The organism is Limihaloglobus sulfuriphilus (genome assembly GCF_001999965.1).
GTDB lineage: Bacteria > Planctomycetota > Phycisphaerae > Sedimentisphaerales > Sedimentisphaeraceae > Limihaloglobus > Limihaloglobus sulfuriphilus.
Map to the genome: position 1 here is coordinate 561,441 of NZ_CP019646.1, position 16,212 is coordinate 577,652.

The following is a 16,212-nucleotide window of genomic DNA, read 5'->3' on the forward strand; positions in this document are numbered from 1 at the left end:
ATAAATGAACCGGATTTTTTTAAGTGATTTATTCAAATGAAATTATCCCGTTAACTGCCGAGGGGGAAATCTCTATTGTCAGTGTTTAGTAATATGCACGGATGTATTGAAAGAAAATGTTTATAACACAAAAAAGTTTTGATGTATCAAAAACGCATGTTATAATTCAATAAAATATGTTTTATTCAGATAATTGATGTGGCAAATATAGATTTTCAGACAAAGATAGTTACCGGACAAACTGAAAACACACTTTCACAGCGTGTTTATAGTCTTTTATGCGACGAAATAGTCAACGGTGAGCTTGTTCCGGGAGAGAGACTTACCCGAAGAGGGCTTAGCAAACGTCTTGGGGTCAGCCAGAATCCCGTTACAGAGGCGCTGATGCGGCTTGAACGGGACGGTTTTGTGGAAAATAAACCGCTCTACGGCTGCCGTGTCAGGGTGTTGACGATTGAAGATGTGGAAAACGATCAGATACTCCGCGAAGCAATTGAATGTCAGCTTGTAAGGCTATGCTGTGAATATGCTTGTAATTCAGACCTTGCAGCCCTGATGATGAGGGCGGCAGAGCTTGACAGAATCACCACACAGGGAGACCCTGAATCAAGGCTTGGAATGCGGCTCCATCTGGAGTTTCATATGCTTATTGGAGAGTTCGGAAAAAAATGCCCGTATCTCGTTAATGAGCTTGAGCGGGTTTGGCTCAGGAGTCTGATGCGGCTCAACTGGGTGAAAAGTGCGTTGTTCTGCGCTCTTCCTGAAGACTGGCATCAGCAGCTGGTAGAAGTTATTAAGGACCGCAACCCGGATGCCGCTGAGGCCAAAATGCGTAAACATGTAAAAATGAATGAACAGTACGATATTAAAACATTAGAGTTTTTAAACAGATAGAGGTAAAAATGAAACTGAAAGTTCTTGTAGAAGAAGGTATTTATCAACGTTCTTTAGCTGATTTCCAGCAAGCGGGAGATATAGATTTTGTGCCCGCCGCCCGTGAAGAAAAAGCCCTGGCCGAACAGGTCAAAAGTTCCCAATCGGCGGCAGTGTTACTGGCTACAGACAAATATACAGGCCCGCTCTATGATGCCCTGCCCGAGGGTGCTCTGATTGCACGCTACGGTGTCGGACATGACGGGGTTGACAAGGCAATAGCCGCGAAAAAACAACAACATGTTACAATAACTCCAGGTGTACTGGACGTTTCGGTAGCAGAACATGCTGTATTTCTGATGGGGGCACTCGCCCGCAATATCGCCGGCACTGATGCGGATATAAAAAAAGGCGGCTGGCTTAAATCTTCCGGCATAGAACTAAAGGACAAAACACTGCTCATACTCGGCTGCGGCATGATAGGCCGCCGTACCGCCCGAATAGCCAGTTTTGGTTTTGGAATGAATGTAATTGGTTATGATACGGCAGAGCTTGACGCCGAGCAGATGAGAAATGAGTACGGTATTGGCAAAATAGCGGCATCACTCGATGAAGTTTTGCCGGTTTGTGATTTTGTCTCGGTTCATCTGCCGTCTATAGAAGCGACCAGGGATTTCATTGATGCTGATTTTATTTCAAAAATGAAGCCCTCAGCTTTTATTGTAAATACAGCTCGCGGCGGCGTTTTAGATGAAGCTGCACTTTACGATGCGCTGGCAGGCGGTAAACTTGCCGGAGCGGCACTTGATGTGTTCAAGAAGGAGCCTTATGAACCGGCGCAGCCGCAAAAGGATCTTCGCAAACTCGATAATGTTGTCCTTGCCTCACATCTTGCAAGCAGCACTCTCGAGGCCTCATCACGCATGGCTCAATGTGTTATAAAAAACATCAGAGCATGGGCTAAAAAGGATTACAACAGCATGAATATTGTGACGGAATAAAACAAACCAGATGAAATCGGACGTAAATGACTGGGCTTTGGGCAATGCGGGAAAGATTCTCTCCAAAGAGACTCTTAATCATCCTGGAATAATCTCAAAAGTAAGCAGGCTTGATGTTTATGGAAACACACCAGAAGCCTATCTCAGGGCTTACGAGGCTCTGGGAATAGATATTATAAACCGTGTTCCTGCGGAAAACGCTCCTGCGCCGGCAGAATTCGCAGAGAAACGTTATCACCCTGATAAACCATATTCATTTACGTCACTGGGTGTTTATGATACAGCTTTTCGCGAAAGGTTTGAGGTTTCCAGCCCTGAAGATGTCTATTCTCTGGATATTGATTCTCTCAGGTATGACGATTTAATCGTACCTGTGCCGCATCCTTGCTCTCGTGATGACATCAAATTTCGAGAGAAACTGCTTGGCGGTACGGGCATGTATTACCCTATGCTGTACACTACACTTTTCATGTGGGCGGTTGAGACACTCGGCTGGGAAAATTTTATGGTAGCCGCCATAACGGAGCCGCAACGGTTTACCAGACATTTTTTTGAGCCGTGTGCGGAAAAGTCGCGAAGAATTGTAGATGAAATAGCAGAGGCGAGTGAAAATCCATTCATTTTTCTGCACGATGACCTTGCCGACGCCAACGGGCCGGTATTCCCGCTGGCCTGGTATGAGGATTGTATATTCCCGTTTTATAAGAAGATATTCGAGCCGGCAAAAAGGCGGGGCAAAAAGATAATCTTTGTAGCTGACGGTAATATGACCGTTTTTCTGCCGCGGCTGGTTGAATTGGGCGTTGATGGAATAATGTGCGAAAATCCCGCAACGCCTCTTGAGTCTGTAATGGAGCATTTCGGCGGCAGCGGCGGATATATTATTGGCGGAATCGACACGGCACGGCTTACGATGTCTTCACCTGATGATATAAGCTTAATGGTGCAGCAAGTTTACAACACGACAAGAGACTGTTCAGGTTTTGCCGTTTCAAGCTGCGGCGGTCTGCATGGAAATATACCAATGGAAAACTTAGATGCCTATTTTGATGCGAGAGTCCGTATAGGGGCTACGCCGGCAAATTGGCGAAATTATTTTGATTAACACGAAAGGATGATAAATTGAAAAATAAATTACGTAAATCACTTCTGGATAATGAAATAACACTCGGAGCTTGGATGCAGATAGGTCATTGCGGCATAGCTGAGGTATTTGCCAGGGCCGGTTTTGACTGGGTCTGCGTGGATCTTGAGCACGGGGCGATCGACCTCGAAACCATGACGGATATTTTCCGCACACTTGATGCTTTTGACTGTGTGCCGGTCGCGAGGCTGCCGCTTAATGATCCGGTGTGGATACACCGCAGTCTCGATGCCGGCGCCAGAGGCCTTATAATTCCCATGGTGAACTCCGCTCAGGAAGCCGACGCGGCGGTAACAGAGGCTAAATACCCTCCAAGAGGACGCCGCGGTTACGGTTACAGCCGCGCAAACATGCACGGGATGGATTTTGAAAGTTATATACAGTCCGCTAACGATGAGATTGCGATGATTATGCAGATTGAGCATAAAGACGCCATTGCGAATCTCGAGGAAATTGTCAAAGTTGACGGTGTTGACGGTCTGTTTATTGGACCGCTTGATTTAAGCGGTTCCATGGGGATAACCGGCCAAATGCAGCACCCTGATATGGTCGCGGCACTTGCAAGATACCGCAAAGTCGCCGAGAATGCAGGCCTTAGTTATGGTATGCATATCGTTCGGCCGGACGAGCAGAATATAAAATCAAACGTCGCAGACGGTTACACGATGATCGCCCTGGGGCTTGACAACGTTTTTATCGACGAGAGCTCCAAAGCAGCACTAAATGCCGTCGGCAGGAAAAGAGATTAGTATGTTTTATTCAATCGAACAGCGAGTAGAAAACTTTAAAAAGTTTTACAAGCGAGAGAATGACAGGCCGCTGCTGGGTTTTTTTGTAGAATCGGAATATCCGCTTCACAGGTACCCGGCTTCTAAATCATTGCCGCAAGGGAGGCCGCTTGCGCCGGACGATTTTGTTGTTGAAAATTATCTGGCCGACTATGATTCTCTTTTTGACCGGCATGAAGCCGCCGGGGGAGATTTTATCTGGGCGGCCAGTTCATTCTGGGGGATTCCGTGGATAGAAGCCGCTATGGGGTGCAAAATAATTGCAGACCACAATACCGGTTCAATACATGCTGAAACGCCTGCTGATTTTGATGGGGAAATGCCAGAGTTTGATATTGATAATCCCTGGGTTCAGAAAGGCATAGAGTATCTGGACAAAATTTCATCGCATTGCAATGGCAGATATCCCCTTGCCACTCCGAGGCTTCGCGGCATATCTGATGTTCTTGCCTGTCTATACGGGAATGAAAGTTTTGTCTTCAAGTTTTTCGAATCTCCGGAAAAAATCGATGAACAGGCTGCAAAAATTACCGATTTCTGGATCAGTTTTGCCAAAACGCAACTTGAGCATATTCCTGAATTTCACGGAGGTATCGGCTCATTCTATTATAATATGTGGGCACCGGCCGGCACTGTATGGCTCCAGGAAGATGCGGCAGCCCTGTTGAGCCCCGATATTTTCCAGCGGCATATCCTCGGCTGCGTTAAACAAATAGTTGCCTCTTTTAACGGCTCTATTGTTCACATGCACCCCACAGGATATTATCCTTATGCGGAATACCTGCCCACAGATATGCTGGCTCTCGAACTGCATATTGACGAGGGCGGCCCGTCTGCCGAAGAACTTTTTGAAGTCCACAGCAAAATACTGGCTCACAAGCCGCTGCTCGTCTGGGGAGCTATACCGGAAAAAGACCTTGACTGGATATTTTCAAAATTGCCGGCAAAAGGGCTTGCTGTTCTGAACGCACTCGACAGGAAGCAGTTAGAATCAGGTGAAAATGAACGTTTATATGAGAAGTATATACAATGATGAGCTCAAAAGAACGATTTGCCGCCGCACTATCCCACAGAGAGCCTGACAGGGTGCCGATAGATTATCTTGCATCACCGCAGGCTGACGCGGCCGTAAAGAAATATTACGACATAAATACCGAAACAGAACTGCTCGATATACTCGGCAGCGATTTTTATTATCTTTCTTGCAGAGATATTTCTCAAAATGAATCCTGCCTGCCGTTTTATCGCGGCAGCAGAGCAAAGATTGACGGAGAGAGGCGTATTTGCCCTTTCGGGATAGAATGGCAAAGGGGGGCGTATGACTCAAAATTCGCGGTTGATGATTCAATTCAAGGCCCCCTCAAAAATGCCCAGAGTGAGAGTGATATACTTGAATACAGCTGGCCTGAGGTAAGCGAGTTTGATTTTTCCGCTTTCGGCAGCGAGATTGAGGCGAACAGAGGGCGGGTGATCGTCGGCGGTTTCTGGTCGGGGATTCTTGGCGACTGCTACAGAATGATGGGATTCGAGAATTTCTTGCTGAATATAGCTCTGAAACCTGACATGGTCAAAACATTGATCAACAGAATGACCGATTTCTACTTAGAAATGAATAACAGTCTATTTACACTTTTTAAAGGTAAAATTGATATCTGGTTTTTTGGCAATGATTTCGGCTCTCAGTCAGGTCTGCTTTTCAGCAGGGAAATGATAGAGGAATTTTTTGTTCCGGGAATCAGAGTCTTGAGCGATAATGCCAAATCTCACGGATTAAATGTTATGATGCATTCATGCGGCGCAATATCAGAGGTTGTACCGATGTTTATTGATGCCGGAGTCGAGATAATTGACCCTGTACAGGTTACAGCTGTTGGAATGGACCCGCAGAGCTTAAAAGATTCCTGCGGGGACAAAGTTACGTTTCACGGAGGTATTGACACCCAACATCTTTTGCCAAACGAAGATGCCCAAAGAGTTTATGCCGAATCCAGAAGAATAATCGACATAATGTCAGCAGGCGGCGGTTATATATTTGCCCCGAGCCAGATTCTGGGCGGAGATATTCCCGCGGAAAATATTGATGCTATGTACAGGGCGGCAAGATCCTGTTAAAGCAGCGGGCGTAATTTTTTTGTATCTGGGAGCTATTCCGTTTGTTTGTAAGTTGTTGAGCGGGTGGATTTAGCAACGGCAGTGAAACCGATTTTCCCCCTTTTTCTCTGGCTTCAGGCCTGATTCGAGCGAAAAAAACATTAAAAAACCTCAAATTGCCCCCATAGAAAAATGGTAAATCATTTTGCATGTGATATAATATAAGACATTAAACCAAAAGAACTTATATTATATTCTACAAAAGGATTTACCAATGGCTAATATACCACAACCCAGCTTGTTTTGCTACCAAAATGTTGAAAATCTCGGAGATTTAGAGCGGCTCGACCTGTTACTCAAGACGCTCGACGATGAACAACTAATGCAAACACTCGAAAAACGCCGCGGCAATGGACGTGATGACTACCCGATACGGGCCAGTTGGAACTCAATGCTTGCCGGCATCGTATTTGGGCACAACACCATCGAAGCTCTTCGCCGGGAGCTTTCTCGCAACGGTCAGCTCAGGGATATCTGCGGTTTTGATCCTCTCAAAGAGCACCCGGTACCATCATCAAACGCCTATACCAACCTGCTCAAGTCGCTTATGGAGTATCCGGCAGAAGTAGCCGGTATTTTCCAGAATCTTCTGGAGTGTCTTGCCCGGGAACTGCCCGGCTTTGGTCAGCGTATAGCGATTGACAGCAAAGTCATCCAGAGTGCGGCAAACTCCGGTTCAGAAAATAAGCCTGACGGCAGAAGGGATACTGACGGCGGCTGGGCAACAAAAACTTACACAGATAAAAACGGTAAGATTATCAAAAAAACAACGATATTTGGTTACAAGGTTCATCTGGCAGTGGATGCCAATTATGAACTGCCGATAGCACGTATCGTAACGCCGGGTAATGACAATGATATGTTAGAGGCGTACAATCTGGTTGACGCCTGTCCCTCAAAGGCTCTTGAGAAGTGCGAATATCTCTCGGCAGACAAAGGCTATGATTGCGGCGATTTCAAGCTATGGTTATGGAAGGAGCACGATATACGTGCTGTTGTTGATACTCGCAATATGACGCAGTTGGAACATAGCCCGGTTGAAGGCCTTGACAGGATATATTACAACCAGCAGGGTGAGGTGTTCTGCAAGTGCTGCAAGGGGGGAGAACTCAACAAGATGTGCAACAGGGGTTTTGAGAAGGATAGAGACAGTATCAAGTTCGGTTGCCCGGCACACCATCAAGGGCTGACATGCCCCGCATCAGGGAGTTGTCCAATTGGCAAGAGTATCAGGATCGGGTTGGAAAAAGACCCGCGTATCTTTATGGCTTTGCCGCGGGACAGCTATAAATGGAAAGACGAATACAAAAAACGGACTTCTGTCGAGAGGGTCAACAGTCGGCTCGATGTCTCCTTTGGTTTTGAAACTCACTATATTCGAGGCCTTAAAAAAATGCAGATGCGAGTAGACCTGGCACTGATCACGATGTTAGGCACGGCATTGGGGTACGTGAAAACCAAGCAGCCGCACTACATACGCTCACTGGTTAAATCAGAGTCGATCAAAATATCAGCCGCATAACAACGCAAATACAAACCAACAAACTACCTGCCACACTATCGGTGCGCCTAAAATCACACGACCAGAAGAAACACACACCAGGCTCGCCCCGACTGCTCCCCCAAAGCACGCCCGCAAGCCGAGGAAACGCCGATTAATCCGCATTAACCTACTGGGTATCAATAGTATTTTGTGGCAAATTTTCTGAAAAGCCTTACAAACGGAATTGCTCATCTGGATATTATTTTACAAAAAAACTTGCAAAATATTTCTTCCGCTATAAACTTGCGTCATTATTTAAGCGCTAACCCTAAGTGAGTTGCTCTTTTAATCGGGGCCGACAGTTCTCGCGGCATGGTCGGTTCAAGCTCCGGGTTAGACCTTTTCGGCCCATTTCTATCGGGCTCCGCGACAAGCTAATTGTTTGTCAATAAAGTTTTTATAAACAGACAGCGTTTCTGCTTACCGGCAGTTGCTGATTGATATAAATTACCCGGTGGTGTAATTGGTAACACATGAGTTTTTGGTACTCACGTTTCAGGTTCAAGTCCTGGCCGGGTAATTTTAAGTTTCTATATCGCAGAATTTTAAAGTTCGGCCAAGGGCTGAAAAATTTAATTTAATAACCGCAAAACGGAAATAATATGTTCCTTAATGAAACAATGAAGGTTTTTACAGGTAACGCTAATCCTCAGCTTTGCCAGAAGATATGCAAATATCTCAGGGTTACGATTGGCGGCGCGCGTATAAACAGATTTCCTGACGGCGAGGTCGTTGTAAAAATCGATGATGATGTGCGGGGCAAAGATTGTTTCCTGGTTCAGCCGACATCTACGCCTGTCAATGAGAATTTGATGGAGCTGCTGATCATGCTCGATTCGCTTAAACGCGCCAGTGCCAGCAGAATAACAGTTGTTATACCGTACTTTGGTTATGCACGTCAGGACCGCAAAGACGAGGGGCGTGTTCCAATCACTGCCAAGCTGGTAGCAAATCTGCTTACCGTAGGCGGCGCCAGCCGTGTGCTTGCAATTGATTTGCACGCCAGGCAGATGGAGGGATTTTTTGATATTCCGGTTGATCACCTCATGGCAGAGCCGGTTTTATGCAGGTATTTTAGAGACCTGAAGCTGGACAACCTTGTTGTTGTCTCGCCTGATGTGGGTAATGTAAAGACTGCCAGCAGGTATGCTTTCCATCTGGGGGCAGATCTGGCCATAATTAACAAAAAACGTTTAACCGGCGAAGAAGTAGAATGCGGCGAGATAATCGGTAATGTAAAAGGCCGTAATGTTATAATGGTAGATGACATGATATCTACTGCCGGGACAGTCTGCAGCGCAGCTAAGCTTGTTAAAGAGCGGGGTGCTTCCAACGTTTTTGTAGGGGCAACTCACGGCCTTTTTTGCGGACCGGCTATTGAGAGAATCAATGATTCCCCTATAGATAAAATTGTAGTTACCGATACTATCGATTTGCAGGATAAGGCTGCCAAAATCAGTCAGCTTGAAATACTAACAGTCAGTGAGCTGCTTGGCGAGGCGATTAGACGTCTTCACAGAAACGAATCATTAAGCAGTCTTTTGATTTAAACCGCCCAAATACAGGGCAAGATAGAAATCTTTTTTTTAAGAGGTTAAAATGACAGAAACAATTGCTTTAAATGCAGAGCAGAGGGACCTTGGTACCAAAGTTGCGGCCAAACTCCGCAGCCAGGGTAAACTGCCTGCGGTGATCTATGGTCACAAACAGAAGCCGGTACATGTTACGGTTGACTATAAGCCGTTTTTTGACGGCGTTCATCACGGCAACAGGCTTTTTACGGTTAAAACGGCAGGGAAAAATGAAACTCTGCTTGTTAAAGATCTGCAGTTTGATCATCTCGGCAAGAATATTTTGCATGCAGATTTGATGCGTGTCGATATGAACGAGAAAACAAGCGTTACAGTTCCTGTGATTCTTAAAGGTGATGCTGTAGGTTTTCATAAAGGCGGTATTCTCGAGACAGTTCTTGACCATATTGAGATAGAAACCGTTGTATCGGATATACCTGAAAATCTGACAGTTTCTGTCAAGGATCTGGATATTGGTGATGCTATTCACGCAAAAGATATACAGCTTCCTGAAAATGCCGAACTGTTGACTGATCCGGATGCAATGGTAGCAATCTGCCACCTCAAGACTGTTCATCCTGAAGATGAAGAGGAAGCAGAAGAAGGCGCAGAGGAAGCTCTCGAGCCGGAAGTTATCGGCGAGAAGAAATCTGAGGAAGAAGAGGAATAGTCCTCTTTTAGCGTGGAGCATCCTGTGTCTGATGTCAAACTAATAGCCGGCCTTGGAAATCCCGGCAGTAAATATCAGGGCTCACGGCATAATGCCGGCTTTGATGTTATTGACATTCTCGCAAAAGAGCTTGGCTGTGAGGTTCGTGAAAAAAAGTTTTCCGGCCTTTTTGGCTGCTGCTCTTTTGAAGGCTGTAAAATAATGCTGCTCAAACCTCAGACATACATGAATCTAAGCGGCCAGTCGATAGCAACGGTAAAAGGTTTTTATAAGCTTGAGCTGAACCAGGTGCTTGTAGTTGCCGACGACATGGCATTAGAACCGGGCAGAATCAGGCTCAGAGCTGCCGGCTCGGCCGGCGGGCATAACGGGCTTGCAGATATTATCGAGAAGCTCGGCTCAAATCGGTTTGCCCGTCTTCGAGTTGGAATTGGCCAGAGCAGCTATCCTGACAGCCGGGATTATGTTTTGTCCAGGCCCCAAGGCCAGGAAGCTCAGCTGCTTAAAGAGAGCTTCAATATGGCGGCAAAGGCAGTCAAATACTGGATGCAGTACGGTATAAACAAAGCAATGACAGAATTTAACGGCATGAGTGCCGAAATTCAAACGGAAATAAATAACGTCAGGCAGGATACTTGACGAATTTAATCCGAAAATACGTAATTAAGCGTTAGGAGATATTATTTTGAATACAGAAACTAAAAGACTTTATGAGGCTATGTTCCTTGTTGACACCACAGATGCCGCCGGCAACTGGGAAGGTGTTACAAACCTTATAACAGGTATAATCGAAAAACGCGGCGGCGTAATCGAGAGCCTCAAGAAATGGGACGAGCGCAAGCTATGTTATGAAATCAAAAAGCTGAGCCGTGGAACATATATTCTGGTTTACTTTAATGCTGAACCCTCCAGCATAACAGCAATTGAACGCGATGTAAAATTGACAGAAGATATTATTCGTGTTATGATTCTGCGTGCGGATTTCATGGGCGAAGACGATCTTCAAAAAGAGACACCTCTTGAAAGAGAAGCCCGTCTTGAAAAAGAAGAGGCCCAGGCAGCCAAAGAAGAGGCCCGCAAGAGTGAGCAGAATTATGACGGCGACGATGATGATTACATTGACGACGATGATGATTCCGATGACCAGGACAAAGATTAACTGCATTTGAGATGTTCGTTAATGCGGAAAATCACAAATTTTGGCCTTAATCAGGTGGTAAAATGGCAAACTTAAATAAAGTTTTTTTAATGGGCAACCTAACCAGAGACCCGCAATATTCTGTAACTCCCAGCCAGGTTCCCGTGGTGGAGTTTGGACTCGCCGTAAACCGCAAATATCGCGGGCAGAACGGTCAGATGCAGGAGGATACGTGTTTTGTTGATTGTACGGCCTTTGCCGGCCGCGCAGACACGCTGAATAAATACATGCGTAAGGGTTCGCCTATTTTTATTGAAGGTCGTCTGCATTATTCCAGCTGGAATGCTCAGGACGGCAGTAAGAGAAGCCGGCTGAGAGTTGTTATTGACAATTTTCAGTTTCTTGGCGGCGGCGGTGGCGGCGGTCAAGGCGGCCAGAGTTATGGTTCACAGCCGCAGGGCGGCTACGGCGGCGGGCATCCTGAAGCTCAGAGCGGCCAGTCCGGTTCACAGGGGTACAATCAGCCCTCTCCGATGGATTCTCCTGACCAGCCGCCGGCGTATGGCGAGCTGGATGATGATATTCCGTTTTAATGAGATATGGATTAAAATAGCCGGTTAATTATAGAGACTTTTCAATCTTTACAAAAAAGCCGGAATTTTGATAATTATTAAAAATTTTAAATGAGGCATAAAAATGGCAAAAATGCAAAATAGACCAAACCGTTCAAACCGCAGGAAAAACAGGGTGACGCTGCGTGAGCAGTCAGCCTGCAGGTTCTGCCGGTCAAAAACAAAGTATATTGATTACAAAGACATAGATACCCTTTCTAAACTTCTTACCAATAGAGGCAAAATATTCTCACGCAAGAGAAGCGGTAATTGTGCCGGCTGTCAGCGTAAGTTGCAGAACGCAGTAAAACGTGCCCGTTATATGGCTTTATTGCCGTATCAGGCCTAATAGATCAAGTCATTCCCCCTTTAAAATAATGGAGAATTATACCAATGAAGGTTTTACTTTTAGATGATGTTGAAAAACTTGGCTGGCTCGGTGATATTGTAGAGGTCAAAGACGGTTACGCACGTAACTTTCTTGTCCCCTGCGGTTTTGCCGCAATTCCGAGCGAAGCGAATATTAAACAGATAGCTGCCGAAAAAGCCGCCCGTGCGGAGCTGAGACGCCAGCAGCGTGATAAACTTGAAGCAATCGCAAAGGCTACGGAAGCCGCTTTTGTTTCGATCGAGACAAAAGCAAACGAGCAGGGACACCTGTTTGGTTCAGTCACAAATGAAATGATAGCTGCTAAACTTCGCGAAGCAGGCTATGAAGTTGCAGACAAAATGGTCGCCCTTGAGAGTCATATCAAGCAGGTCGGCACATACGAAGTTGCAATTAAATTCGCGGCTGATCTTTCTTGTATGGTAACAGTATCGGTAATGGCCCCCGGCCTTGAGAGTGAGGAAACTGTTGAGTCAGGACAAGACACAGCAGAAGAGTCAGCAGAAGAGTCAGAACAAGACTCAGCAGACGAAACAGTCAAAGAAAGCTGAATCATCGCCCCGTTCCCAGGCGGATCAGCTGGCTAATGTTTCTCTAAACCGAAAAATGCCGGCCTCGGCTGAGGCTGAGGCCGCGGTTTTGGGCTCTATGATGCTCGACCGTGACTGCATCGGCGATGTTGTCCGTATTCTCAAAGCTGAATCTTTTTATCGTGTTGAAAATCGTATCCTCTATGAAACTATCGTAGAGCTTTATGAGAATAAACCGCCGGATACGGACATTGATGCGGTTTTAGTTCGTGCGGATCTGACAAAGCGGGGAAAGCTTGAGGATGCGGGTGGTGCTGATTATATCCTTAAGCTGATTGGTTCTGTCCCGACCCTGGCCAATACAAAGTATTACGTTGATATTGTTCAGGAAAAACATATACTCAGAGAGCTGATACACGCTTCTAATGATATTCTCAGCGAAGCATGCAGCGAAGTCGGCGAGCTCAGCGAAAAACTCGACAAGGCAGAAGAGAAGATTTACGCCGTTACCGAGAAAAAGAGTACCGGCAACGCAAAACAGATAAAAGATCTTCTTATTGATGCCCTTACAGCTATCGATTCCCGCAAGGGGAATACCATTACCGGTATTCCAACAGGGTACGAAGAGCTTGACCATCTTCTTAGCGGTCTTCACGAAGGTGAAATGATAATAGTAGCCGGGAGGCCAAGTATGGGTAAAACCAGCTTTGCCATGAACGTCGCAGAGCGCATAGGCGTTGACAGTAAAATACCTGTGGCGATATTTTCGCTTGAGATGAGCGATGTTCAGCTTACGGAAAGACTGCTTTGCAGCCGTGCTAAGGTGGATTCCCAGTTAGTCAGGCACGGGGCTCTCGACCAGAACGATTACGAAGAGCTCGTAACTACCTGCGGCGAGCTCAACGAAGCCCCGATTTTCATTGATGACACACCGGGAATGACCCCGCTGGAAATACGTGCCAAGGCCAGACGGCTCAAGTCTGCCCATGATATCGGCTGTATCGTTATTGATTACCTTCAGCTGATGAGCCTGGGCGGGCGCATTGACTCTCGCCAGCAGGAGATAAGCACTATATCCAGATATCTCAAGGCTATGGCAAGAGAGCTGAAGGTTCCGGTGATAGTTTTAAGCCAGCTCAACAGGGCGGCAGAGCAGAGGGAAGACCATAAGCCCCGAATGAGTGACCTCCGTGAGAGCGGAAGCATTGAGCAGGATGCGGATGTTATTATTCTTCTGCACAGGGAGGATTATTACCATCGCAACGACCTTGAATACGAGCCGGATAACAGGGCTCTTGTAATAATAGCCAAGCAGAGAAACGGGCCAACCGGGGCGATCGAGCTCTCATTCCTGGGTCAATACACCAGATTTGAACCTATTAATCTTCATGCGGTAGAACCGTATTGATTTAACATTGAATATTGTTGCCAACAGAAAGTGACAGGATTATGATGGGTAAACTTAAGATAACTTATTCAGCGGTAATTGTTTTGCTAATGTGCCTTGGGTCTTCGGTTTTCAGTGCAGAGCTGCGAATCAATGAAATAGAAGTCACTGGTAATGTAACGCTTGAGCCTGAGGAAATCTTCAGCAAAATTAAACTCCGCAGAAATGATATACTTGCAGAGCAGACCCTTGCTGATGATGTGAAAAATATTGCTGAGCTTGATGGTGTTGAATACGCTTATTACAATCTTGATGAAGTTGAGGGCGGCGTGAACCTGACTTACGTGGTAGTCGAGCGTGAAGTTATACGTGACATTATAATCAACGGCAATAAGAAGTATCGTGACAAGAAACTCATCAAAGAGACCGGATTGAAAAAGGGCGAGTATCTAGACAGAGCGGAGGTTGGTATTGCCGTTGACATGTTGAAAAATTTCTACATAAAGAAGGGTTTTCCGTTTGTAGAAATATCGCTTGATGAGCTTAAACTCAATAATGCCGTTATTGAGATTAACATCGATGAAGGTTCGAAAAAAATCAAAACATACAAGGTCTATGTTCAGGGCAATGAAAAACTTTCAGACAAGTACCTGCTTGACAGGCTCGAAAGCAAAAAGAAGGCTTTTTTCTTTTTTAAAAAGACGTTTAACAAAGAATACCCGCAGCAGGACATAGAAGCGATAATTGAAAAATGCCGCAACAAGGGTTTTCTTGACGCAGAGGTTACAAGCAAAGTAAGTTTTGAGCCGAAAGAAGGAAGGGCGGATATAACTTTTATTGTTAATGAAGGCACTCAGTACATTGTCTCCGATGTTGCTGTATCAGGAAACAGTGTTTTTTCTAATGAAGAGCTCTTGTCAGAAATGAAACTGCGTGAGGATGAGCCTTTTGGTTCTGATAAGGAAAAGCATGACACCCGCAGTTTGCTCGATAAATATAGAGAAATCGGTTATATTGAAGCAGATGTTACCCTCACAAAAGAATTCCATCAGGGGAATATGGTAGCTTGCCGGTATGACATAGTTGAAAATGACCGTTACAGGGTCGGCCGTATTACCATTACCGGCAATGAAAATGTACACGACAAAGCCGTTCGAAATGTGCTTGACGATTACGGCTTCAAACCTGGAGAATGGTATGATGGTTCGCTGGCTTCCGGCGATGGTACCGGAACACTCGAAAACGACCTTAAGCGTGCGGTGTACGCAGAGTCGGCGGTAATAACTCCCGTAGAATCCGATGCCGGCACTAAAAATGCAATTGTAGATATAACAGAAGGCCAGACAGGCATGATTATGTTTGGTGCGGGTGTAAACAGCTCCAGCGGCGTTATAGGCCAGGTGATTCTGGAACAAAGGAATTTTGATCTCTTTGACTGGCCCGACAGCATGTCTGAGTTTCTTACCGGCAAGGCCTTTCGCGGCGCCGGACAGAGGCTTCGTCTGACGTTTGAACCCGGTACAGAAGAAACCCGCTACTCGGCGACCTGGACGGACCCGTATCTCAACGATATGCCGTATGAGCTGACAGTAGGATCTTCAAGTTTTGAGCGTGACTGGGAAGCACATACGGAGAAAAGGCTTTCCGGAAGGTTTTCGCTGGCAAGGCGGTATGATGACGGCTGGACGTTCGGCACCGGCTTTCGCGCGGAAAACGTAAAGACAGAAGATATTGATTTTGACGCGCCTTGGCAGATTTTCGATGAAGAAGGCAACAATAACATATATGGTGTACAGGTATTTGTCACCCGTGACACAACAGACAGCCGCTATACCCCTACCGAAGGCGACATCTTTCAGACCAGTCTTGAGGGTCTGGCCGGCGACTATGACTTTGGCAAGCTGGAATTTACTTACCGTTTCTATCACCCTCTGTGGGAAGATATCAGCGGCAGAAAAACGGTACTTGCCAGCAAGCTGCACTACGGCTCAGTGATCGGTGACGCTCCGACATTTGAGAAGTATTATGCAGGCGGTACCGGAAATCTGAGAGGTTTTGAATACAGAGGTGTAAGCCCGAGAGGTGAAAGCAAAAACATACCCGGGCGTAAAAAAGACCCTGTCGGCAGTGACTGGATCTTCCTGGCAAACACCGAAATGTCCATTCCGCTCTCAAGCGATATGTTTTCATGGCTGCTTTTCATCGACAGCGGAACTGTCGAAACCGGCCGCTACAGGAGTGCCGCGGGAACAGGTATCGAGATCATGATCCCTCAATGGTTTGGTCCGGTTCCTATGCGATTTGAATTTGGAATACCCATTACAGAGGATGATACCGATGACACACAGGTATTCAGCTTCTCTGTCGGCAGGCTTTTCTAAAACCTGAATTATAATTCTTTTCATAAACCTTTTGTC

Annotated in this window: 16 protein-coding genes and 1 tRNA gene; all 17 read left to right on the top strand. The window is 46.1% G+C overall.

The genetic code is table 11. From position 1 onward, the window contains the following. Positions 1–198: 198 nt before the first annotated feature. The 17 genes from SMSP2_RS02115 (at position 199) to bamA (ending at position 16,176) form a co-directional block, all read left to right on the top strand. Positions 199–894: a GntR family transcriptional regulator gene (locus SMSP2_RS02115; RefSeq protein WP_146682379.1), complete on the top strand. Its 696-nt coding sequence runs from the start codon at positions 199–201 to the stop codon at positions 892–894. 8 nt (positions 895–902) lie between these two features. Further along, the gene (locus SMSP2_RS02120; RefSeq protein ID WP_146682380.1) at positions 903–1,874 is read left to right on the top strand and encodes an NAD(P)-dependent oxidoreductase; all 972 of its coding nucleotides are present in this window, start codon (positions 903–905) and stop codon (positions 1,872–1,874) included. A 10-nt stretch (positions 1,875–1,884) separates the two neighbouring features. After that, entirely contained in the window at positions 1,885–2,979 is a 1,095-nt protein-coding gene (locus SMSP2_RS02125) for a uroporphyrinogen decarboxylase family protein (protein ID WP_146682381.1), read from the top strand. Between the two features lie 17 nt (positions 2,980–2,996). Then, entirely contained in the window at positions 2,997–3,767 is a 771-nt protein-coding gene (locus SMSP2_RS02130; protein ID WP_146682382.1) for an HpcH/HpaI aldolase family protein, read from the top strand. Position 3,768: 1 nt separating this feature from the next. Beyond that, entirely contained in the window at positions 3,769–4,839 is a 1,071-nt protein-coding gene (locus SMSP2_RS02135; RefSeq protein WP_186804805.1) for a uroporphyrinogen decarboxylase/cobalamine-independent methonine synthase family protein, read from the top strand. Further along, on the top strand, positions 4,836–5,918 hold the full coding sequence (locus SMSP2_RS02140; RefSeq protein ID WP_146682384.1) for a uroporphyrinogen decarboxylase family protein: 1,083 nt from the start codon (positions 4,836–4,838) through the stop codon (positions 5,916–5,918). Before SMSP2_RS02135 ends, SMSP2_RS02140 begins: the two co-directional genes overlap by 4 nt. Before the next feature lie 253 nt (positions 5,919–6,171). After that, on the top strand, positions 6,172–7,479 hold the full coding sequence (locus SMSP2_RS02145; protein WP_146682385.1) for a transposase: 1,308 nt from the start codon (positions 6,172–6,174) through the stop codon (positions 7,477–7,479). Positions 7,480–7,948: 469 nt separating this feature from the next. Continuing rightward, a tRNA-Gln gene (locus tag SMSP2_RS02150) sits at positions 7,949–8,020 on the top strand. Between the two features lie 82 nt (positions 8,021–8,102). After that, the gene (locus SMSP2_RS02155; protein WP_146682386.1) at positions 8,103–9,050 is read left to right on the top strand and encodes a ribose-phosphate diphosphokinase; all 948 of its coding nucleotides are present in this window, start codon (positions 8,103–8,105) and stop codon (positions 9,048–9,050) included. Positions 9,051–9,099: 49 nt separating this feature from the next. Continuing rightward, positions 9,100–9,741 carry a 50S ribosomal protein L25 gene (locus SMSP2_RS02160; RefSeq protein ID WP_146682387.1) on the top strand — a complete coding sequence of 214 codons (642 nt, stop codon included), beginning with the start codon at positions 9,100–9,102 and terminating at the stop codon, positions 9,739–9,741. Between the two features lie 24 nt (positions 9,742–9,765). Further along, positions 9,766–10,380 carry an aminoacyl-tRNA hydrolase gene (gene pth, locus SMSP2_RS02165; RefSeq protein WP_186804806.1) on the top strand — a complete coding sequence of 205 codons (615 nt, stop codon included), beginning with the start codon at positions 9,766–9,768 and terminating at the stop codon, positions 10,378–10,380. Positions 10,381–10,426: 46 nt separating this feature from the next. After that, entirely contained in the window at positions 10,427–10,900 is a 474-nt protein-coding gene (gene rpsF, locus SMSP2_RS02170) for a 30S ribosomal protein S6 (RefSeq protein ID WP_146682389.1), read from the top strand. A 62-nt stretch (positions 10,901–10,962) separates the two neighbouring features. Next, positions 10,963–11,472 (top strand): single-stranded DNA-binding protein, encoded by a 510-nt coding sequence (locus tag SMSP2_RS02175; RefSeq protein ID WP_146682390.1) that lies wholly within the window; start codon positions 10,963–10,965, stop codon positions 11,470–11,472. Between the two features lie 112 nt (positions 11,473–11,584). Further along, entirely contained in the window at positions 11,585–11,839 is a 255-nt protein-coding gene (rpsR, locus tag SMSP2_RS02180; RefSeq protein WP_146684791.1) for a 30S ribosomal protein S18, read from the top strand. A 44-nt stretch (positions 11,840–11,883) separates the two neighbouring features. Beyond that, the gene (rplI, locus tag SMSP2_RS02185; protein ID WP_146682391.1) at positions 11,884–12,429 is read left to right on the top strand and encodes a 50S ribosomal protein L9; all 546 of its coding nucleotides are present in this window, start codon (positions 11,884–11,886) and stop codon (positions 12,427–12,429) included. Next, positions 12,347–13,816, top strand: a complete 1,470-nt coding sequence (gene dnaB, locus SMSP2_RS02190; RefSeq protein WP_222566387.1) for a replicative DNA helicase — start codon at positions 12,347–12,349, stop codon at positions 13,814–13,816. The genes rplI and dnaB overlap by 83 nt, the downstream gene beginning before the upstream one ends. A 41-nt stretch (positions 13,817–13,857) precedes the next feature. After that, on the top strand, positions 13,858–16,176 hold the full coding sequence (gene bamA, locus SMSP2_RS02195; RefSeq protein ID WP_146682392.1) for an outer membrane protein assembly factor BamA: 2,319 nt from the start codon (positions 13,858–13,860) through the stop codon (positions 16,174–16,176). Positions 16,177–16,212 lie beyond the last annotated feature (36 nt).

Coding starts and splice junctions, on each gene's coding strand:
- SMSP2_RS02175 (WP_146682390.1), top strand. CDS start 10,963: ATGGCAAACTTAAATAAAGTTTTTTTAATGGGCAACCTAACCAGAGAC.
- SMSP2_RS02155 (WP_146682386.1), top strand. CDS start 8,103: ATGTTCCTTAATGAAACAATGAAGGTTTTTACAGGTAACGCTAATCCT.
- bamA (WP_146682392.1), top strand. CDS start 13,858: ATGATGGGTAAACTTAAGATAACTTATTCAGCGGTAATTGTTTTGCTA.
- SMSP2_RS02140 (WP_146682384.1), top strand. CDS start 4,836: ATGATGAGCTCAAAAGAACGATTTGCCGCCGCACTATCCCACAGAGAG.
- rpsR (WP_146684791.1), top strand. CDS start 11,585: ATGCAAAATAGACCAAACCGTTCAAACCGCAGGAAAAACAGGGTGACG.
- SMSP2_RS02120 (WP_146682380.1), top strand. CDS start 903: ATGAAACTGAAAGTTCTTGTAGAAGAAGGTATTTATCAACGTTCTTTA.
- SMSP2_RS02135 (WP_186804805.1), top strand. CDS start 3,769: ATGTTTTATTCAATCGAACAGCGAGTAGAAAACTTTAAAAAGTTTTAC.
- rplI (WP_146682391.1), top strand. CDS start 11,884: ATGAAGGTTTTACTTTTAGATGATGTTGAAAAACTTGGCTGGCTCGGT.
- SMSP2_RS02145 (WP_146682385.1), top strand. CDS start 6,172: ATGGCTAATATACCACAACCCAGCTTGTTTTGCTACCAAAATGTTGAA.
- SMSP2_RS02160 (WP_146682387.1), top strand. CDS start 9,100: ATGACAGAAACAATTGCTTTAAATGCAGAGCAGAGGGACCTTGGTACC.
- SMSP2_RS02125 (WP_146682381.1), top strand. CDS start 1,885: ATGAAATCGGACGTAAATGACTGGGCTTTGGGCAATGCGGGAAAGATT.